Raw genomic sequence first — 20,323 nt, 5'->3', positions numbered from 1 at the left:
GCCCGGGCAGCCCATAAAAGAACCCAAGGATATGAAAGGAAGTGAGAAGCGGGATATCAGGGCCATGAGCCGGGAAGACCTGCGTGCTTTTTTTGTGTCTGTAGGGGAAAAGGCCTTCAGGGGAAATCAGGTTTACGAATGGTTGTGGCAGAAAGGGGCTCATTCTTTTTCCGATATGACCAACCTGTCACTGGAGCTCCGCCAGCACCTCGATACCCATTTTACTATCAACCATATTGCTGTAGATAAGATGCAGCGAAGCAAGGACGGCACGGTTAAAAATGCGGTGAAACTGCATGATGGCCTGGTGGTAGAGTCTGTTCTGATCCCTGCTGAAAACAGAACTACTGCCTGTGTTTCCAGCCAGGTGGGCTGCAGCCTTGACTGCCGTTTCTGTGCAACCGCCCGCTTGAAGCGGATGAGAAACCTCAATGCAGATGAAATATACGACCAGGTTATGGTGATAGACCGGCAGAGCCGGCTCTATTTTAACAGACCCCTGAGTAATATAGTTTTTATGGGGATGGGAGAGCCTTTGATGAACTACCCGAACGTGATGAAGGCCATCGATAAAATAACCTCCCCGGATGGCCTGGGGATGTCTCCCAAACGCATAACAGTATCCACATCGGGAGTTCCCAAGATAATTCGTAAAATGGCGAATGAACAGCCCAGGTTCAGGCTGGCCGTTTCTTTGCATTCAGCAATAGAGGAAACCCGCACCTCCATTATGCCTTTTAACAGCACTTTTCCTCTTAAAGATCTCCGTCAGGCGGTTTCCTACTGGTATGAAAAAACAAAAAGCAGGGTTACTTATGAATATGTTGTCTGGAAGGGGATCAATGATGGGCCCGAGGACATAGAGGCCCTCCTGGATTTTTGTAAGGCAGCCCCCTGTAAAGTCAATCTAATTGAATACAACCCAATTGAGGGCGGGGAATTCCAGCAGGCTTCAGATTCGGCCGTGGAGAACTACATACGCCACCTGGAAGCTGCCGGGATTACGGTAACGGTAAGAAGGTCCCGGGGTAAGGATATAGATGCTGCCTGCGGACAACTTGCAAATAAGGAAACCGCCTGAATTACTTTTAGCGAATAGCGCAAAAGCAAAGTAGTCTGTTACAGCTCTTCTGCGGGGAGGTAGTAATGCTTGCGCAACTGCCGTTTAACATAGAGAAAACGGGCAATTCCTATGGTTAGCATAACTGGTGAAAGGGCGGTAAGGAAATAACCCACAGCCACAATTTCCTGTAACACTTCTATTTTCAGGATGGCAAAGCCAGAACTAAGAAATACGATAAAAGTTCTGAAATAAGCCAGGAAGGTGCGCTCGTTTGCCAGGCGGGTTCGTTCAACAGCCAGTAAATCCGTACGGTTTAATTTTAATTTTTCCATCTTTTAATATTTGATTGGGCCGGATCAGGCAGGAGGCCTATGGGAACTTCAGTTGTTTTTTCCTGTTCCTTTCTTCATTTCATTCCGAATGGGTAGCCATATGGTTAATTTACACTACGATTAATCAGGAAGGCCAACCTCCTGAAGGAAATCAAAGATTTCATTGTAATTCTTTTGGTACTGGGTTTCACTGAACCCCACATGTTTACCTTCGGGATCCGTTACCAGCATATTTTTAACACCCTGCTGATTCAGTAGTTCATGAAGGGCAACAGCCTGAGAATAGGGTACCACAGAATCCAGTTTTCCATGAATACTTATAATGGGAGGTGAGGCTTTTGAAATATGGTTTACAGGAGAATACTTCCTTGAGATGCTATCGGTCTGCAAGCTATCCCGTAACCAGCTGGATGCGTAGTTCCATTCGGGCTTATAGGTTTTCAGATAGTTTTCCACCTCTTTTATATCCGTGATTCCATACCAGTTCACAATGGCTTTTACAGTCATTAGCCCACCGGCATAACACGGGAAATTATCCTGTTTACTGTTAAGTAGTCCGACAATCAGGGCCAGATGCCCGCCAGCGGAATCTCCGCTAAGTACAATGTTTTCCAGATCAATATTAAACCTGTCAGGATGTTCCCCAATCCATTTTAAGGCGCAGAGTACGTCCTGCACTGCCTCCGGGGCTGTATTTTCTCCTTTGCGGTATTCCACGTTAACGACATTCCAGCCCTTTTGGAGGTAGGGTATAAAGTCCAGAACACTACCTTCCTTACGGCCTCCGACCCAACCGCCTCCGTGGATAAATACCAATGTGGGATGTACCTCAGAATCGGGAATCCACCAATCAGGCTCTCCAACGCGTGAACCCTGGCTATAAATATCCAGGCGTTGCTCGGGATGCTCACCGTATTGTATATTCAGGGCGGAAGAAAAACGGTGGGCCCAATAAACTGATGCTACATCTTTTTCGGTGTCCTGAGGCCCTTTATCTGCTGGTTTGCAGTTTAAAAAAAGCAAGGCCATTGGCAATAAAAGCAAAATAAGTCTGTGTTTCATTACGAATAGGTTGGAATGATTAGTTTTTATGCGAATGACCAATAAGGTACGTATTCCGTTTGAAAAGTCATTATCGTCACTTTTGGATTCAGTCAGAATCAGCGTAATTAGGATGTGAAAGAGTCCCATTTTCGTTACTTTTACATTTACTGAACACCAACGGCCATAAACGCTTAACTTTTGAAAACAGCCTCCCTGATCAAGGAACCTATCGAGCGGGAAATGGAACTTTTTGAAAAGAAGTTCCATGAATCCATGGCTTCTAAGGTGCCGCTACTCAATCGGATAACTTACTACATAGTAAATCGGAAGGGAAAACAGATGCGCCCCATGTTTGTATTCCTGACTGCCAAACTACTCAATGATGGGAAGGTTAACGAGCGAACCTACAGAGGGGCATCGGTAATCGAACTGATCCACACTGCAAGCCTGGTACATGATGATGTGGTAGATGACAGCTACAAGCGCAGAGGTTTTTTTTCCATCAATGCCCTCTGGAAAAACAAGATTGCTGTTTTGGTGGGAGACTTCCTACTGGCCCGCGGCATGTTACTCTCGGTGGACAATGGAGACTTTGACCTGTTACGGATTATTTCCGTTGCCATGAGGGAAATAAGCGAAGGGGAGTTACTGCAGATTGAAAAGGCAAGGCGCCTGGATATAACCGAAGATGTCTATTATGAAATAATCAGACAAAAGACAGCCACTCTTATTGCGGCCTGCTGCAGTTTAGGAGCCTGCTCTGTGCGGCCAGACTCGGAACATGTTGAAACTTTTAGAAAATTCGGGGAGCGCTGCGGGATGGCCTTTCAGATAAAAGATGACCTGTTTGATTATGGAGAAAATCGCATCGGGAAGCCCACCGGAATTGACATCAAAGAACAAAAAATGACTTTGCCCCTTATTTATGCCCTGAACCAGGCAGAACCCGGGGATCGCAAATGGCTCATTAATTCCGTGAAGAACTACAATAAAAACCGCGGGCGTGTTAAGGAGGTAATCGCTTATGTCAAAGACAGTGGTGGCCTGGAATATGCCGAGTCTAAAATGATGGAATTTAAAAATGAGGCCCTGGAGATACTCGCGTCTTATCCCCGTTCGGACTATCGGGAAGCCCTTGAGTTGATGGTAAACTACGTTGTGGACCGTAAGCAATAAACAATTCTTGCTTAAGCTTCGCAGGTATTTGTGTTTTGCCGTTATTATCTAATACAACTCTTTTGGACAGTGGAAAAGGTATCTTAAATGGGGAATACCCCTCCCCACCCCGGCTTCAAGATAATCGACCCCCCTGCATTTTACTGGCATAAAATTTGAAGTTTTAGAGCATACGGAAAAAAAATTTTCCGGCCCAGGCAACCTTTTGAGGATTTATTCCGTCTGGCATAATAGAACCCTGTATGAAAATGAAGATTATTTCATTGTTTCAGTCTGAAAAAGCATTGGTACGCAAGGCGAAATCCGGGAATAGGGAGGCGCAAAAGGCCCTTTATGACCAGTATGCGCCACTGATGCTGGCAACCTGCAGGCGCTACATAAAAGACCTTCATTTCGCCGAAGACGTAATGATTGAAGGGTTTGTAAAGGTGTTCCAGAACCTCCACAGTTTTCGCTGGCAAGGCAGTTTTGAGGGTTGGATTCGGAGGATTATGATCCGTGAGGCCATAGATTTTCTAAGAAAGCGACAATTTGTTGTCTTCGATCAGGAACAATATGCATTTCAGAGCAGTTCCTATCAGTCGGGTGACTCCTTTGAGTTGGAGCATCTGGAAGAACTGATAGATCAATTACCGGAGGGTTACCGCCTGGTTTTTGTCCTTTATGCAATAGAAGGCTACAAACATGCGGAAATCGCTCAAATGCTGGAGATAACTGAAGGTACTTCTAAATCGCAGCTGTTTAAAGCGCGAAGGATTTTACAGGAACAGATACAAGCAAATGAATTAAGCAGATATGGCACCCGTTGAATTTGAAAAGAAACTACAAAAAGCCCTGAGCTCCCGTAAGATTCAGCCAAGCGAGGCTGCATGGGAACGGCTGGAATCAAGGCTTGACGCCGAGCGGCTGGGCAAGCGACAAAACAACTCCTACAGAATCCTGTTGGTAGCTGCCTCGCTAATTGTTTTAATAGGACTTCCGGTTTATTGGGGCTTGTTCTCCGAAAATTCCCAGGAACCTGCCGTAGTGGAAAGCCCCGTGGAAAAGATAAAAGGCGAGCAACCGAAAAATGCTGCAGAAGTACCATTGAACGGGCAGTATTCAGAAGACTGGGCAGCGGCACCTCCAAATGAGGAACCTGAAACACCCCTAAGGCAATCCTTACCGGAGCCGATTCCGCTACAGGAGCATTCCCGTTCACTGGCCTTTAAAGAGGCTAGTCTTTCTGATCCCAGTTCAAAAGTAGTCGTGGATTCGGTTGGTTTGAATAGCCTGGACGGCTTGGTGGCCCTTCAGCTAGATGCCGTTTTGTTGCAGGTGGAAGGCATGGAGGCTGCATCTGGGGAGGTTAGTGATACTGAGATAGACTCACTACTTCGCGAGGCACAGGCCCTGATCAGCATGCAAAGCCAAATGGCGCCTGATTCTGTGGATGCCATGGCCTTGCTCAGTGAAGCGGAATCTGAAATGGACCAGACTTTCAGGGAGCAGCTATTCAACAAACTGAGGAAAGGCTTCAATAAAGTGCGGACTGCTGTTGCGGATCGCAACGAATAAGGAACCCATAAAACCATTGAAATTTTAAAGGACTCCCGAACAAGGAGGAGGGAGCGGTTTATTCATCAATCATTAAAATCAAATCAAATGAACACCATTACAAAAGTAATCATCATCTTCACTTTAGTGCTCTGCATTACCAAGGTCAATGCACAGGAGCAAAATTACACATCTGAAATTGCCAAATTAAAGTCGCAACGAGAGCTGGTGGAAAAGCAGGAAAAGGAGGCTTTGAAATTGGAAGTAGCTGAAATAGATGAGCGGTTCCAAAAGGGGGAAATATCCGCTGAAGAGGCCAAGGATTTGAAAACTGCTGCTGCTCAAAAGAGGGCGCTCAATATTGAAAACCGCCAGCGGATAATAGATAATAAAATTGAGCTACTGGAACGCAATGGGGAGGATACCCTCACCCTGTCGGATACACTTTCTTACAAGACCCGAATCCGTGTAGGGTGGGGGCAGGAAGAAGATGACATGCGGGTTTTCGGAATTCGTTTTGACGAGAACTGGGAGGAACGTCCTGTAAAATACGACCGCCGCACCTATTCTGACCTGGTGGTTGCCGTGGGCCTGAACAATGCTATAATAGAAGGGTCTTCCCTTAGTGATTCACCCTATAAAATAGGGGGTAGCCGGTTTTTTGAATTGGGTTGGGTCTGGAGGACCCGTGTTTTTAAGAACACCAATTTTATGCGTTTAAATTATGGTTTCTCCTTTCAGTTTAACGGTCTGAAGCCGGAAGGCAACCAATATTTTGTCACCGAAAATGGACAAACCGAATTGCAGGATTTTGAATTTGAACTGAAGAAATCCAAATTCCGCATGGATAATCTGGTCTTTCCGGTTCATCTGGAATTCGGGCCTTCCAAAAGGCGGGACTATTCAGATAAATTCCGTTATTCACTCAGGAATCAGTTTCGTATCGGATTTGGGGGGTACGGCGGATTCAACCTGGGTACCCGCCAGAAATTAAAGTACAACAGAAACGGGGAAAGCGTAAAGGATAAGCTAAAGCGGGGATATAATGCCAGTGATCTCATCTATGGCCTCAGTGCTTACATTGGGGTGGACGGAGTCCTTTTATATGCCAAATATGACCTGAATCCGATTTTTAAAGATGCCCTGGTAGAACAGCGCAATGTATCGCTGGGCCTGCGATTAGACCTTTAATAGCTAAATGGCAAATACGACAAAGGCGCTTCGGCGCCTTTTTCTATTCCATTTCTGCCAGGGCCTGGTTCATTTCCGGATTGAGTTCCTGGCCTGCATACACTTTTTTGCAATGGCTGCAGCTCACTTGTTTAAAGGGCTGCAGACGGTACACCGGCAGCCAGAAAAGATGGACATAATGGGGTATTACAGATGCTTTGAGAGTGCCTTTGCAATGACAAAAAGGACAACTCAGGCCCTGCAGGGCCATCTGTTTTTCCTTTCCGGTTCGGGTGCCGAAGAATAAAATCATTGCGGAAACGGTGGTTTGCAATATCAAAGGTAAAAAGATGCATTCATAAAGACCTAATCCATATATCCCTTTTCCGGGGCAGATCCTTTTCTTATTTTTACCCAACACCAAATCAACTAAATTGATAGCCAGGAGTACAATAGACAAAGTTTACGAAGCCGCCCGGGTCGAGGAGGTCATCGGGGATTTTGTCAACCTGAAAAAATCAGGTTCTAATTTTAAGGGGCTGAGTCCGTTTACGGATGAGCGCACCCCCAGTTTTATGGTATCGCCCGTAAAACAGATCTGGAAGGATTTCAGTAGTGGGAAGGGCGGGAATGTTGTGGCCTTTTTAATGGAACACGAGCACCTTTCCTATCCGGATGCTATCCGTTACCTGGCACGGAAATATCAGATTGAAATTGAAGAGACCCAGCAATCTGATGAAGAAAAGGAAAAGGCCAGTGAACGGGAGAGCATGTTCCTTGTTACTGAGTATGCCAGTGAATTTTATGAGGATTGTTTATGGAACACGGAAAAAGGAAAGGCGATAGGACTGTCCTACTTTAAAGAACGCGGGTTTAGCGAAGACACCATCAAAACCTTTAAGCTGGGGTATAATCCGGATCAATGGGACGTCTTTACAGAAGCTGCCCTGGAAAAAGGATACCAGTTAAAGTACCTTGAGGCCACCGGGCTGACAATCGTAAAGCCCGCGGCAAGCCCGGGGGAAAAAGAGCGCAGGTTCGACCGTTTTAAAGGCCGGGTACTTTTTCCGATTCATTCAATGAGCGGGCGGGTGCTGGGCTTTGGGGGAAGGACGCTCAGCAACGACAAGAAACAGGCAAAGTACCTGAATTCCCCCGAAAGTGATATCTACCACAAGAGCAAGGTTCTTTATGGAATCTACCACGCTAAAAAAGCTATTGCCCGGGAAGATGTTTGTTATCTGGTCGAAGGCTATACGGATGTCATACAAATGTATCAGGCAGGCATTGAAAACGTAGTTGCATCCAGCGGGACAGCCCTGACCCCCGATCAGATCCGCCTGATCCGCAGGCTCAGTTCAAATATCGTAGTCCTTTTTGATGGGGATGCTGCCGGATTGAGGGCTTCCCTCAGGGGTATAGACCTTATTCTGGAAGAAGGGATGAATGTTAAGGTATGTACCTTTCCGCCTGGGGAGGACCCCGATAGTTTTGCCCGAAAGAATTCCAGGGACGCAATAGAGGCGTATTTGAAAGAGCACTCCCAGGATTTTATACAATTCAAAACAGCGCTGCTACAGCAGGAAGCTGCCAACGATCCAATTAAGAAAGCAGAAACGGTAAGGGATATAGTCGGGAGCATTTCAAAAATCCCGGATCGCATTAAAAGGGAGATTTACATACAACAATGTGCCTCTCTGATGGGGATATCCGAGGCGGTATTGTATAATACCCTGGCGCAGATGGATCGGAAGCAGCAGCGGGATGCCACAAAAAAAACACTGCCGCAGGGAAGCGTTCAAATGCACAAGGAACCACCTGAGACTCGTGTGGATGTGCAATACGAACTGGAGCGGAAGATCATAGAAATGCTGTTGTTATACGGAAAGCAGTCTGAGGAGTTTGAAGACCTGGTGTTAAAGGAGAATGAGGCAGGCGAACTGGTATTGGAACCCGAACGGGTTCAGGTAAAGGTTTTTGAGAAGGTCTATCTGGATTTACAGGATGACGAAATAGAACTGGCCAACAGCCACTTCAGGCATATTTATTACCGGCTTATCGAGCGCTTAAATGCCGAAGCCGATTTTGAAATCCGGGAACTGCTCAACGAACCGGACCAGGAACTGGTACAGGAAATTTCATCTATTCTGATGGAAGAGGAAAGATACCAGCTGCACCATTGGGAACGAAAAGATATTTACCCAAAAGGGAAAGAACATTCCATAGCACAGCTGGTCAGTGAAACAATACTGTCACTTCGCTGTTTCCTGATCAAGAAGCGAATAGCTGCCCTTCAGGAAAAAACCGGAGAACAGCTTTCAGAGAGCAATCCTGAATTGCTGGACGAAATTATGAGCTACCTGCATCTGAACAAACTGCTCAACAAGAAACTGAACCGGGTCCTCTCTTAAAAGAAAAAAACCACGCTTTGGCGTGGTTTATACTACTTTAAAGTGTTAATGTTTTAATACAATTCAAGGGCTTTTGCCTGCTGCAAAAGATCCACCATATTATCCACATTGAGTTTTTTCATCAACCGGGCCTTATAAGTACTCACGGTTTTCTCATTCAGGTGCAGGCCTTCGGCCACTTCTTTGTTTCGTTTGCCACTGGCAAGCATTTTAAGCACTTCCACCTCTCTTGTAGATAATTTCCTGAAAAACCTTCTGGGTTTCTGGCTGCCTTCATCAAAGGCCAGGCGTTGTGCCAGTTCGTTGGTAATAAACATGCCTCCCTGACTGATTTTTTCAATGGCATCAATAATGTATGACGGATTGGCACTCTTGGAAAGATAGCCGCTGGCTCCCGCACGTATAGTGCTCAGGGCGTAAACGTCCTCAGATTGCCCGCTGTATATCAATACTTTTACATCCGGATACTCCTGTTTCATTTTCCTTAAGGTGGCTATCCCATTTATTTCAGGAATATCCATTTCAAGGATAACAACGTCCGGTTGCTGGGCGCTGAGTTGCTGGAATAATTCATTGGTAGTTGCAACATCTGAAATGATTTGGAAATCAGAATGTTCATTTAACAATTGATTAATTCCAAGCCTGACAATGGGGTGGTTGTCTGCAATAATAACTTTTGTCATTGTTAGTTGGTTTTCGCCTTGAAAGCACGCTTGTCTCTAAAGACTGACATGCAATGTAAGGTTAAATTTGAAATGTTAAGTTACAAAATTGTCAATTTTTGCAGTAGAAAGCGCATTTTCCACACATTTATTCGAGGTAATACCCTGATTGTTAGCTAAGAGGTTTATTTCAGATCCGAAGGAATTTCACACACCGGGATGGGAAGCATTTTATGTCGATTAACGGTATTGTAGCGTTTGTAAATACGAAACACCTCCTGTTCCCTGCCACTGAAATCATCAATGGTTCTTCCTTTTGAATGCATATCCATGGCCCATTCCAGTTCCGGGTAGGATGCCCCTATCTGATCTTCATCCGTCCGGTCATCTCCCCACAACCCATCTGTTGGGGGTGCTTTGAGAATTTCTTCATTGATACCCAGATGTTCAGCCAGGGCATAAACTTCAGTCTTTAAAAGGTCGGCGATTGGGCTGAGGTCTACACCACCGTCCCCGTACTTAGTGTAAAAGCCTACCCCGAAATCTTCAACCTTATTGCCGGTACCTGCTACCAGCAGTCTTTTGAGAGCAGCAAAATAATAAAGGGATGTCATGCGTACACGGGCTCTCGTATTGGCAAGGGACATCAGTCGGTCTTCCTCATCCTCAACATCCGGGAAAGCCTCAATCAGCTCGTCAAATACGGGAGTAAGGTCAATCCACTCTGAACGCACATTGGGATACTGCTGTTTTAACCAGAAAATATGATTGGCGGCACGGGTTACCTGATTCTTGGATTGGTGTATGGGCATTTCCAGGCAGAGTACCTCCATCCCTGTCATAGCGCACAGTGTACTGGTCAGGGCAGAATCGATACCCCCTGAAACCCCGACTACAAAACCTTTCATTTCTGCATCGGTTGCGTAATCCTTAAGCCAATTTACTATATGATTAATTACCTTTTCTGTGTGCATGTCAATACTGAATCAATTCGAAAACCATTAACTTTGTCCCGTAAAAATAGCACCTTGAACCGTAATAAGGAAACCTTGAGAAGATTAGTTGATTTTGACTGCAAACCCCTGATACTGCTTTTTATTTATGTGCTTTCAGCAGGTTGTGAGGAAAACGGGAAGCAGGTTTCAGATGCGGTATTAAACACCCCTGTGGAAATCAGGCTCAACCGCTTTGATGTGGCCTTTGACCAGATGGAGACAGAAGAGCTGCCTGTCCTGAAAGCCAATTACCCTTACCTTTTCCCTGAGCAGTACCCGGATAGTATCTGGTTGGCAAAACACAGGGACAGCCTGCAAAGAGAAATCCGGGCAGAGGTCCGGCAAGCCTTCTCCAATTTCAAACCGCTAACGGCAGAACTGGAGTTGCTCTTTAAACATCTCCGTTATTATTTTCCCGATGAAAGCCTGCCGGAAATAACCACCCTCACCAACGATGTGGACTACCAGAACCGGGTGATCCTTACAGACAGCCTGTTACTTATTGGCCTGGATAACTACCTGGGAGCCGATCACAGGTTTTATGCCAATATGGATCGCTATATCGCCAAAGAACTGGATCCCCGTTACCTGAGCAGCGATGTGGCTTCAGCATTTGCCAGGCGTCGGGTTCCCTTTCCGGCAGAGCGTAGTTTTATTGCCCAAATGATTTATTACGGGAAAATACTGTACCTGAAGGACCTGCTGCTCCCCCTTGCATCAGATGCTGTAAAGATAGGCTACGAGGATGCGGAACTGCAATGGGCCCGGGATAACGAAGGACAAATCTGGCGCTATTTTATAGAGCGCGAACTGCTCTACAATACAGACCGGGAACTGGCGCCCCGCTTTCTGGACCCTGCGCCCTTCAGTAAATTCCGATTGTTGCTGGACAATGAATCCCCGGGCAGGCTGGGTCGCTATATGGGCTGGCAGATCGTTCGGTCCTATATGGAAGCAAACGAGGTTCCCCTGGAAAAAATGCTGAGGCTCAGCGGGGAGGAACTTTTTAAGAATTCAAATTACAAACCCCCTAAATAAATGGCTAAAACACATACTTCTGAAATTACCCTGAAAGTGACCCTGGATGAAAACCGGGTACCTGAAAAACTGAACTGGTCGGCTGAAGACGGGGGCATCTCGGACGAGGAAGCCAAAGCAATGTTGCTTTCAGTCTGGGACAGTAAGAACCGGGAATCCCTGAAGATTGACCTCTGGACCAAGGACATGCCCGTTGAGGAGATGAAAATATTTTTCCACCAGACCCTTGTAGCCCTGTCAGATACCTTTATGAAAGCTACTCAGGACGAAAAGATGACGGCGACCATGAAAGATTTTTGCGATTATTTCGCAGAAAAGCTTGAACTTAAAGGGGATTAAGGGGCCTGAACGGAAATTCCAAGCCTGTCCCGCTAACTTCTAAACAGACTATTTATGAATTCAGATAACCCTTTCAGCATAGCGCAACTGGGAAAACCGGAGAGAACGTCCCCGCTTCACCTGGGCAGCAGGGAAGGCGATATGTTATTCAATTTTGTGGATGAGGCAGAAAAAATCCTTTTCGACACTTCCATTGGGGAATTCACACGTTGTCTGAACCAGAAAAAATATCCGCTTGCCCTTGAAAAAGCCGGGCCCAGGCAAAATATATTTTTTGAACCCGGAAAGTCCCGCGCTGCCATTGTTACCTGCGGGGGCTTGTGCCCTGGAATCAATAATGTGATCCGCAGCCTGGTCATGGGCCTCCATTATTTCTATGGAGTAAAAACCATTTATGGTATTCCCTACGGATACGAAGGTCTTACGATGGACTGCCCGCATCCGGTCCATCACCTTACCCCTGATGTAGTAAGGGATATCCACCAGTTTGGCGGCACCATCCTCGGATCGTCCAGGGGTGCCCAGGATGTAGGGGAGATGGTAGATTATTTGGTTTCCCATAAAATAGATATGCTCTTTACCATAGGAGGGGACGGTACTCTGAAAGGGGCAGATGCCATCGGGAAAGAGATCGGCCGCCGGGGATTGAATATATCAGTTATCGGAATTCCCAAAACCATAGACAATGATATTGACCTGATCGATAAGTCATTTGGTTTTGAAACTTCATTCGATGTGGCTTCCCCGATTATTCGTGACGCCCACAACGAGGCTACCGGTGCCTTTAACGGGATAGCGATTGTAAAGCTCATGGGGAGGGACAGTGGTTTTATAGCAGCTTCAGCCGCTATGTCCATGCCTGTGGTCAATTTTGTACTTATCCCCGAGATGCCTTTTACCCTCGAAGGGGAAAACGGGTTCTTAGAATTGCTGGAAAAGCGCCTTGCGCAAAAACACCATGCGGTAATCGTTGTGGCTGAGGGAGCCGGCCAGCACCTTTTTGAAGAAGGCTCATCGGTGAAGGATGCCTCAGGGAACATCAAACACAGGGATATCGGTATCTTGTTAAAAGAGCGGATATCATCCTATTTTGAATCACGCAATACAGAACATACCATCAAATATATAGACCCCAGCTATATCATTCGCTCTGCTCCTGCCAATGCCAGTGACAGTGTTTTCTGCAACAGACTGGCTTATCAGGCCGTTCATGGCGCGATGGCTGGCAAAACGCGTTTTGTTGTCGGATTGCTGCACAATAAACTGGTATACCTTCCGATAGACACGGTGGTCAACCAACGCAAAAAGATCGATCTGGAAGGCGAATTCTGGTTTGCGGCGCTGCAAAGCACCGGGCAACCCTATCGTATCGGCTAAGACTGAAAAAGCTGCTGGTAATAATCCTCAGCCATGCGATGGCTGGAGAAAGCAGGATCTACTTCCTGCATAGCATTAAATACGATTTGCAACCATTGATCGGGGCTTTCATAATAGATTGGAACTACCTCTGTTTCCAGAATACGGTATAATTCCTGGCTGTCCCGCTCGTCCTGTACACTGTGAGGTTGGTTGTGATCTGCCTCGGGGAGCACAAAGGCATTTTCACCATGCCTGGCAAACTCGGGTATCCACCCGTCGTTTACCGACAGGTTAACGGAGCCATTCATGGCAGCTGTCATCCCACTGGTTCCTGAGGCTTCCCTTGTAATTCTCGGGGTATTCAGCCAAACATCGGATCCCTTTTTCAAAAGGGCTGATAAGGCCATTTCATAGCCTGTCAATACCGCAAGGTTTGGAAATTCCCGGCTGATTTCTACCAGCTGGTTAAATGTATTGATGGCGTGGTAATCTTCCGGATAGGGTTTTCCGGCCCAGATTATTTGCAGGGGTTGATCCGGTCTGTCCAGAAGTCTTCTAAAGCGTTCAAAATCCCTGAGGAGCAGGTCTGCTCTTTTGTAACCCGCAAATCGGCGTGCCCAGACTATGGTCAGGACTTTGGGGTCAAATAGTTTTCCGGTCTGGTCCAGTACTACTTCAAATAACTCTTTCTTAAGGGTTTCTTTACGTTTCCAATAAGCCTTTGACTGCTTTTTCTCAAAGGCAGCCCTCAGGGGTTTATCTGTCCAGAAACCGGGATGCTGCGCATTGGTTATTGGGAATATCTTGTGGTCCAGGCCATAGGGGCGCCACATTTCCCTGGCCACCCTGGCATGTAATTTGGAAACCGCATTGGCCTTTTTTACAGCCCGCAGGCCAGCTACTGTATAGTTGAGGTTTCCATCGATGCACTCTTGTTGTAATTCCTGATGGTTCAAAGTCCTCGCAAAAAAACCTCTGTTGTTCAGATTTTCTCCGTTACGCACCATATTCCCGCCGGCTTCAGGAGTATGAGTTGTAAAGACCATTTGGGAAGAGGAAACCCCCTTATTCTTCAGGTAGTAAAAAGCCGGAAGCGCATGTCCTTCGTTCAGATGATAGATGTCTGCTCCACCCAGGGCTTCAACCACCTTGGCCCCTCCAATACCCAGCACAATATTCTGGGAAATTCGGGTCTCCTCATTGGAGTCATACAGTTTGTCCGTAATGGTGCGGGACAAATAGTCGTTTTCCGGCAGGTCCGTACTCAACAGATAGATTGGGACGGTCCCGAAAATTTCAGGCTTGAGTACATATGCCTTTACCCGGATATCCGGATTGTCATTTATCCTTACCCGGATATCCAGGCCGCTGTCTTCTAGAAAACTGTATTGCTTTTCAATCCAGTCTACCCTCAGGGTCTGGTCGGAATATCGGAATTGGTCATAATAGCCGTACTTCCAAAGCATCCCGATTCCAATCATATTCTGACGCAGATCATAAGCAGACCGCATATGTGAGCCGGCCAAAAAACCCAGACCACCGGAGTATATTTTCAGGCCCTGGTGTATCCCAAATTCCATACTGAAATAGGCTACCCTTTTACTGTATTTTTTTGCGGGGCGGTAGGGATGGTACCAGCTACCGTATTTTGAAGCGATATTCATCTGTTGGTGTGCATTATAAGGTCCCGAAAATACGGATTAATATGTTCGGCATATTGGTTTTTAATTGCTACTCGGTAAAAATACCAGTTAATAGGTCCATATGATTGGAACCAGCAGCAGGGTGGTCAGCAGGAAAAGGATCAAAAGGGGAAAACCCACTTTAAAGTAGTCTGTAAAGCTATATCCGCCCGCCGAAATTACCATGGCATTCGTAGTAGTCCCAACAGGCGTCAGGAATGCCGTGGAGGCGCTTACCGCAACGGCAATCATAAAGGGTTTCGGATCCAGCCCCAGGGACTGTGCAGCCATCAACGCTATTGGCGCCATCAACACTGCCGTTGCAGAGTTGTTGATGGTTTGGCTGAAGGCGGTAGTCAGGATAAAGATACCCCCCAGCAGCAGGGTAGGGTGCCAGTTACCCAGGTATGTTACCAGGGAATTGGCGGTTGCTGCCGCCAGCCCTGTTTTCTGTAGCGCCAGGCCCATGGGGATCATGGCAGCGATCATAATTACGCTACCCCAGCTAATGCGGTTATACGCTTTGGAAATAGGGATACAACCCGTGAGCAAAACCAGGCCGGCACAAAGCAGGGCAGCTATGGCTCCGGGGAGCCAGTTGAATACCAGCAATAAAATCAGCAGCAGCAGACTGCCCAGGGCAATATAAGACCTGGCGGTTAGTTGCGTAACTTCTTTAGACATGGCTTCAGGGCTGCCGGTAATTACGATATTCCGGTAGGTCTTTTTAAGGTTTTCCATATTTTCCCAGGAACCCCTTATGATAAAAGCATCTCCTGCCTTAACATTAATCTGGTGGTCTGTAAGCGGTTTGTTATTCCGGGAAGCCCCAAGCAGTTGTATTCCGTAATTGCCCAGGTAGGTTCCCATCGACAGGGTACGTCCCACAAAATCAGATTTGGGAGAAATCAGGATTTGAGCCATTCCCACCTCCTGGTTAATAAATTCTTTTTTAAGTTCTTCCTTATCGAACTCCTGTGGAATCAGCCCCAGTTTACATTCCAGAATAAGGCGATCTACCGACTCAGCACTGCCCTTTACCGTAATAATGTCGTGATATCTCAGTTCGGTGTCATTTTTTGGGAATTCCACATAACTGGAGGCTTGTTCCGTAAGTTTGGGATGCCGCCTTCTCAGGCGTAAGACCGAAATCCCGTAATTCCCTTCCAGTTTCCATTGCCCAAGGGTAGTATTGAGCATGGGAGACATAGAGCGTATCCTGAGTCGGTACACATCGTTGCCGATACTGTAACCGGAGATCCAGCTGTGCATCTCCGCATCAATATTAACGGGCTTATTACGTGTTTCCCGCTGCGGTAACAGGCGAAACCCCACAAAGCGGAAATACAGCAGTGAAATGATCAGCAGGGGCAGGCCGATAAGGGAAAACTCGAAGAAGGAGAAGCCCGGCAGGCCTTCCTGCAGCAAAGCGTTACTCACAATGATATTGGGAGGGGTACCGGTCAGGGTGAGCAATCCCCCGGTATTGGAGCCAAAAGCCAGTGGCATCAGCAGTTTAGAGGGAAAGGTCCCTGCACTCCAGGCAGCTGCCACTGTTACCGGCAATAAAGCGGCTACTGTACCCGTATTGCTTACAAAACCAGATAGGATGCTGGATCCGGCACTGACAATCAGCAGCAATCGCCTCACCTTATTCCGGGCCCAGGAAACAAAAAGCTGTCCTGCCAGGGCAGTCCATCCGGTTCTGGAAAGCGCCTCGCCCAGGATAAAGAGGGCTGCAATCATGATAACGGTTGGGTTGCTGAACCCACTAAGGGTTTCCTCAAGATTCAGGATCCCACTGAAAAATAATGACAACATGGCCATCAGGGCCACTACATCGGGGGGCCATTTGCCCCAAATAAAAAGCAGGATCGTACCGCCCAGGATGAGGAGTAATACCGTCATAAGCCAGGGGTTAGTTTTCTATGGCCAGCAACGGGGTTTTGGACTGCAGGCTCAGAATACGGGTAAGCCTGCCTTCAGAAGGGGTTCCTTTGAGGGTATGGTTGTTGGGGAAAATAGCGATTATATCCATTTCATGTTCTTCAACATAGTCAAAAATGGCAGCCACTACATCATCTTTTTCGATAAATACGTGGTTGGAGTAAAAAGATTCCAGATAGTATTCCAGTAATTCCTCATTGGTTTCTTCTTCCTCCGAGTATCCGTAGCCACCTTCATGCCCGGCTACTGTAAGAACGTGTACCACGGCATTAAACTTCCGGCAGACATCCAGGAGGGTTGCCAGGTCTCGCTTATCGTCAATTTCTCTCTGGCCGAGGATCAGCGCTATCTTTTTAAGCCTGAATTCTTCCGTTATTTCCCCCGGGATTACCAGAACAGGACAGGTTGCCTCCAATACCATTTGGGAAGTATGGGTTGTGGCCGTGGGATCATCAGAGCCCGAAGTGCCCATAATAACGAGATCGCTTTTCAATTCCAGCTGTTTCTGCAATAATGCCTCTACGGTGGGTTCCGGAAGGGAGGTCCAGCTGAGCTTAGCCACAAAGGCCTTGTTTAAAGAGGCTTTGATGTCGGTAAAGGCTAACTCGAAATCCGGGTGTTTCTCATCGGCCCCGATAAAACAGATTTTTAGGTGCATGCTGCTGTGCCTGCCGGCAAATTCAAAAGCGTATTGCAGTGCTTTTTCAGAGGGTTCCGAAAAATTGTAGGGAATTAGGATAGAAGCGATTCGTTCCATGGAATGCATTTAAGTATTCATCCCATAAAACTACATCCTAGAACTTTAAAATCACAGTCAAAAGCCTTAATTCTTTATATAATAACCGGATGAATCCATTTGAACAATTGCAAATCACTTAATTACTCATGGGTACTTCCATCAGTAAAACCTCACTTTTTTCACCGAATTGAAAAAGAACCTCGGAAGTTTCCCAAATTCCCAGGGCATCACGTTTCCCGAGTTGTTCCCCGCCTACCTGAACATTTCCATTCAAAACGAAAACATACAGGCCGTTTCCGGATTCCCTTATCGAATAGCTATGTTCCGTATCCGCATCAAATTGCCCCAAATGGAACCAGGCCTGCTGATGAATCCACAATCCGGAATGTTTGTCTTTGGGCCCCAGCAGGGTATGCCAATTGTTTTTCAGGTCGCTTGGGTCCAGGCTTATCTGGTCGTATCGCGGGCTAACATTAGCGGTATCCGGGATGATCCAAATCTGGAGGAAAGCCACTGCCTTTTCTCTGTTCTTGTTGTATTCGCTGTGGCGTACTCCTGTACCAGCACTCATAACCTGTACGTCACCCTGTCTGATGACAGCCGTATTCCCCATGCTGTCCTTGTGCTCCAGGTTCCCTTCAAGCGGTATGGAAATGATTTCCATATTCTGGTGGGGGTGGGTCCCAAAACCCATGCCGGGGGCTACCCAGTCATCATTAAGTACCCGGAGCACTCCAAAATGCATCCGTTCCGGGTTATAGTAGTTTGCAAAACTGAAACTGTGATGGCTTTTCAGCCATCCGTGGTCTGCACGCCCTCTGGAGGTGGCAGGGTGAAGTTCTTTTTTCATACCCTCAGCGTTTTTAAGGCCTGACGAAAATACAAAACAATGCCCCTTTTGGGTTTTAAGGAAAGGTTAAAGCCTGGATTGAAATTATTCCGGCGGCTCCTGGTAAGCTGTAAGGATATGACTATCTTATCTACTGATTAATGCGGGTATATCTTCTGGATAATGAAATCTTCTGAACTACTCTTTATTTACAATGCCGATTCAGGATGGGGAAACGCCCTTTGGGACAGCCTTCATAAATGGATACGCCCGGAAACCTACAGCTGTAGTCTTTGCCGCCTCACCCATGGGGCCTTCGGCAGCCGAAAAGTCTGGCAGGATTTTATCGATGAACTCGATTTGCCGGTCCGCTTTCTCCACCGGGACGAATGGCCTCAAAAGGGACCAGAAGGCCTTGCTGCGCCCCGGGAGCTGCCGGCAATTTACCATTTAGGGCAGGGTAAGGCCGAGTTGCTTATGGGGCCGGAACTTTTGAATTCCTTTAAAGATATTGAGGAGCTGATCCGGTCCCTGCGGGCGAAAATCCAGAGCTAAGTTCTGTTGCTACCCATTGGGCCGCGACTGACGGAAGGCCTCGTTAACCGAATCGATGTAAGTCAACAGTTCCTCCCTGCCCAACCTGTGGGAGGAGGAGGTAATAAAATAAGGAGGGGCAGCTTGCCAGCCTTCCTCAAGCATCGCCTGCAGATAGTTTTCCACCTGATGTTCACGGGCTTTTGGTTTGAGTTTGTCGGCCTTGGTAAAAACAATGCTGAAAGGAATCTCCTTGCCGACCAGCCATGCCATAAAATCCAGATCTATTGGCTGAGGATTATGCCGGATGTCGATCAGGACAAAGGCAGAAATCAATTGTTGTCTTTTGGTAAAATATTTTTGGATAAGGGCCTGAAACTCTTTTTTATCCTTTTTGGAAACCTTGGCATACCCATAACCCGGCAGGTCTACCAAATACCAGTTATTATTGATCTTAAAATGATTGATAAGCTGGGTCTTGCCCGGTCTGCCTGATATTTTCGCCAGATGTTTGCGTTCGGTCAGCATATTGATAAGGGAAGACTTCCCCACATTCGACCGCCCGATAAAGGCGTATTCCGGGATGGGCTCGGAAGGGCAACGCGAAACATCGGTGTTGCTGGTAATGAATTCAGCTGATTTTATTTTCATGCTATGAGGTAGTCACCCGCAGGAAACGGTGACGCTTAAAATTTCCGCTTTTCGAGCCAGGCAGCCAGGATGCTGTTAAAATCGTTGGGGTGCTCCATCATTGGGGCATGTCCGCACTTTGGAATCCAGAACAGATCGGAATCCGGCAATAATTCATGAAATTCCTTGGCTACCTTCGGAGGGGTCACCGAATCGTTCTCACCCCAGATAATACAGGTAGGCGTTTTCATTTTTGGCAGATCCTTGGACATATTATGTCGGATGGCACTCTTGGCAATAGCCAGGGTTTTTACCAGTTTCATACGGTCGTTAACCGTGGCGAAAACCTCATCCACAATTTCCTTGGTCGCCACTTCCGGATCGTAGAAAACATCCTGGGCTTTTTTCTTTATGAAATCATAATCCCCCCTTTTGGGATAGCCGTCCCCCATTGCACTTTCATACAGACCTGAACTGCCTGTAATAACAAGGGCCCGTACCATTTTGGGATATAGTTTGGTGTGTAGCAGACCTATGTGCCCCCCCAGCGAATTTCCAAGCAGAATAACATCTTTAAAACCCTTGTATTCGATAAAACCCTCCAGGTATTTGGCAAAGTTCTTGACATTGGTTTTGATCAGAGGCATATCGTAAATGGGCAATTCCGGCACCAGTACTTTATAACCCTTTTCCGGGAAGTAATTGGTGACCCCTTGAAAATTGCTCAATCCGCCCATTAATCCATGAAGGATGATCATGGGCGTGCCCTCTCCTTTCTCTATATACCGGTACTTTCCGTCGGTAACGATATGCTCTTCCATACAGGTAATACTGCTT

Annotated in this window: 21 protein-coding genes; 10 read left to right on the top strand and 11 right to left on the bottom strand. The window is 46.8% G+C overall.

Annotated elements, in window-relative coordinates; translation table 11 throughout:
• The first annotated feature begins 31 nt into the window (after positions 1-31).
• A complete protein-coding gene (gene rlmN / locus ACT6NV_RS02355; protein WP_445385670.1) occupies positions 32-1,081 on the top strand; it encodes a 23S rRNA (adenine(2503)-C(2))-methyltransferase RlmN in 1,050 nt (349 codons plus the stop codon).
• A 38-nt stretch (positions 1,082-1,119) separates the two neighbouring features.
• Here the strand turns inward: rlmN and ACT6NV_RS02350 are convergent, their stop codons facing one another.
• Complete coding sequence (locus ACT6NV_RS02350) at positions 1,120-1,395, bottom strand: DUF202 domain-containing protein (protein WP_445385669.1); 276 nt, start codon at positions 1,393-1,395, stop codon at positions 1,120-1,122.
• A 120-nt stretch (positions 1,396-1,515) separates the two neighbouring features.
• A complete protein-coding gene (locus ACT6NV_RS02345) occupies positions 1,516-2,457 on the bottom strand; it encodes an alpha/beta hydrolase fold domain-containing protein (RefSeq protein WP_445385668.1) in 942 nt (313 codons plus the stop codon).
• A 180-nt stretch (positions 2,458-2,637) separates the two neighbouring features.
• Here ACT6NV_RS02345 and ACT6NV_RS02340 point away from each other — a divergent pair, with 180 nt between their 5' ends.
• From ACT6NV_RS02340 to ACT6NV_RS02325, 4 genes are all read left to right on the top strand, one after another.
• Positions 2,638-3,615 (top strand): polyprenyl synthetase family protein, encoded by a 978-nt coding sequence (locus ACT6NV_RS02340; protein WP_445385667.1) that lies wholly within the window; start codon positions 2,638-2,640, stop codon positions 3,613-3,615.
• A 242-nt stretch (positions 3,616-3,857) separates the two neighbouring features.
• On the top strand, positions 3,858-4,424 hold the full coding sequence (locus tag ACT6NV_RS02335; protein WP_445385666.1) for an RNA polymerase sigma factor: 567 nt from the start codon (positions 3,858-3,860) through the stop codon (positions 4,422-4,424).
• A complete protein-coding gene (locus tag ACT6NV_RS02330; RefSeq protein ID WP_445385665.1) occupies positions 4,411-5,172 on the top strand; it encodes a hypothetical protein in 762 nt (253 codons plus the stop codon). The genes ACT6NV_RS02335 and ACT6NV_RS02330 overlap by 14 nt, the downstream gene beginning before the upstream one ends.
• Positions 5,173-5,259: 87 nt before the next feature.
• On the top strand, positions 5,260-6,342 hold the full coding sequence (locus ACT6NV_RS02325) for a hypothetical protein (RefSeq protein WP_445385664.1): 1,083 nt from the start codon (positions 5,260-5,262) through the stop codon (positions 6,340-6,342).
• A gap of 43 nt (positions 6,343-6,385) precedes the next feature.
• Here the strand turns inward: ACT6NV_RS02325 and ACT6NV_RS02320 are convergent, their stop codons facing one another.
• Positions 6,386-6,634 (bottom strand): zinc-ribbon domain-containing protein, encoded by a 249-nt coding sequence (locus ACT6NV_RS02320; protein ID WP_445385663.1) that lies wholly within the window; start codon positions 6,632-6,634, stop codon positions 6,386-6,388.
• A gap of 121 nt (positions 6,635-6,755) precedes the next feature.
• Between ACT6NV_RS02320 and dnaG the strand changes: the two genes are divergently transcribed.
• Positions 6,756-8,732, top strand: coding sequence for a DNA primase (gene dnaG / locus ACT6NV_RS02315; protein ID WP_445385662.1), 1,977 nt, complete (start codon positions 6,756-6,758; stop codon positions 8,730-8,732).
• Positions 8,733-8,785: 53 nt separating this feature from the next.
• Here the strand turns inward: dnaG and ACT6NV_RS02310 are convergent, their stop codons facing one another.
• Both ACT6NV_RS02310 and nadE read right to left on the bottom strand, forming a co-directional pair.
• Positions 8,786-9,415 (bottom strand): response regulator, encoded by a 630-nt coding sequence (locus tag ACT6NV_RS02310; RefSeq protein ID WP_445385661.1) that lies wholly within the window; start codon positions 9,413-9,415, stop codon positions 8,786-8,788.
• Positions 9,416-9,579: 164 nt separating this feature from the next.
• Entirely contained in the window at positions 9,580-10,368 is a 789-nt protein-coding gene (gene nadE / locus ACT6NV_RS02305; protein ID WP_445385660.1) for an NAD(+) synthase, read from the bottom strand.
• Between the two features lie 75 nt (positions 10,369-10,443).
• On the opposite strand from nadE, the gene gldB reads away from it, so the two are divergent.
• Genes gldB through ACT6NV_RS02290 form a run of 3 tightly spaced genes read left to right on the top strand, consistent with a single transcriptional unit; the run spans position 10,444 to position 13,143 of the window.
• On the top strand, positions 10,444-11,427 hold the full coding sequence (gene gldB, locus ACT6NV_RS02300; RefSeq protein WP_445385659.1) for a gliding motility lipoprotein GldB: 984 nt from the start codon (positions 10,444-10,446) through the stop codon (positions 11,425-11,427).
• A complete protein-coding gene (gene gldC, locus ACT6NV_RS02295; protein ID WP_445385658.1) occupies positions 11,428-11,766 on the top strand; it encodes a gliding motility protein GldC in 339 nt (112 codons plus the stop codon).
• Positions 11,767-11,820: 54 nt separating this feature from the next.
• Positions 11,821-13,143, top strand: a complete 1,323-nt coding sequence (locus ACT6NV_RS02290) for an ATP-dependent 6-phosphofructokinase (protein WP_445385657.1) — start codon at positions 11,821-11,823, stop codon at positions 13,141-13,143.
• On the opposite strand, the gene glgP is transcribed toward ACT6NV_RS02290, so the two are convergent.
• The 4 genes from glgP to ACT6NV_RS02270 form a co-directional block, all read right to left on the bottom strand.
• On the bottom strand, positions 13,140-14,789 hold the full coding sequence (glgP, locus tag ACT6NV_RS02285; RefSeq protein ID WP_445385656.1) for an alpha-glucan family phosphorylase: 1,650 nt from the start codon (positions 14,787-14,789) through the stop codon (positions 13,140-13,142). The genes ACT6NV_RS02290 and glgP overlap by 4 nt on opposite strands.
• An 87-nt stretch (positions 14,790-14,876) precedes the next feature.
• Positions 14,877-16,715 carry an SLC13 family permease gene (locus tag ACT6NV_RS02280; RefSeq protein WP_445385655.1) on the bottom strand — a complete coding sequence of 613 codons (1,839 nt, stop codon included), beginning with the start codon at positions 16,713-16,715 and terminating at the stop codon, positions 14,877-14,879.
• A gap of 10 nt (positions 16,716-16,725) precedes the next feature.
• Positions 16,726-17,511, bottom strand: coding sequence for a universal stress protein (locus ACT6NV_RS02275; protein ID WP_445385654.1), 786 nt, complete (start codon positions 17,509-17,511; stop codon positions 16,726-16,728).
• A 118-nt stretch (positions 17,512-17,629) separates the two neighbouring features.
• Positions 17,630-18,343 carry a pirin family protein gene (locus ACT6NV_RS02270; protein ID WP_445385653.1) on the bottom strand — a complete coding sequence of 238 codons (714 nt, stop codon included), beginning with the start codon at positions 18,341-18,343 and terminating at the stop codon, positions 17,630-17,632.
• Between the two features lie 162 nt (positions 18,344-18,505).
• On the opposite strand from ACT6NV_RS02270, the gene ACT6NV_RS02265 reads away from it, so the two are divergent.
• Positions 18,506-18,877 carry a GTPase gene (locus ACT6NV_RS02265; RefSeq protein ID WP_445385652.1) on the top strand — a complete coding sequence of 124 codons (372 nt, stop codon included), beginning with the start codon at positions 18,506-18,508 and terminating at the stop codon, positions 18,875-18,877.
• A 9-nt stretch (positions 18,878-18,886) separates the two neighbouring features.
• Here the strand turns inward: ACT6NV_RS02265 and yihA are convergent, their stop codons facing one another.
• Positions 18,887-19,507: a ribosome biogenesis GTP-binding protein YihA/YsxC gene (gene yihA, locus ACT6NV_RS02260; protein ID WP_445385651.1), complete on the bottom strand. Its 621-nt coding sequence runs from the start codon at positions 19,505-19,507 to the stop codon at positions 18,887-18,889.
• Positions 19,508-19,542: 35 nt separating this feature from the next.
• Entirely contained in the window at positions 19,543-20,307 is a 765-nt protein-coding gene (locus ACT6NV_RS02255) for an alpha/beta fold hydrolase (protein ID WP_445385650.1), read from the bottom strand.
• Between the last annotated feature and the right edge of the window lie 16 nt (positions 20,308-20,323).

This window comes from Robiginitalea insularis (genome assembly GCF_052497835.1).
Note: the sequence above shows the minus strand (reverse complement) of the source record. Positions and strands in the feature narration are given on the sequence as shown.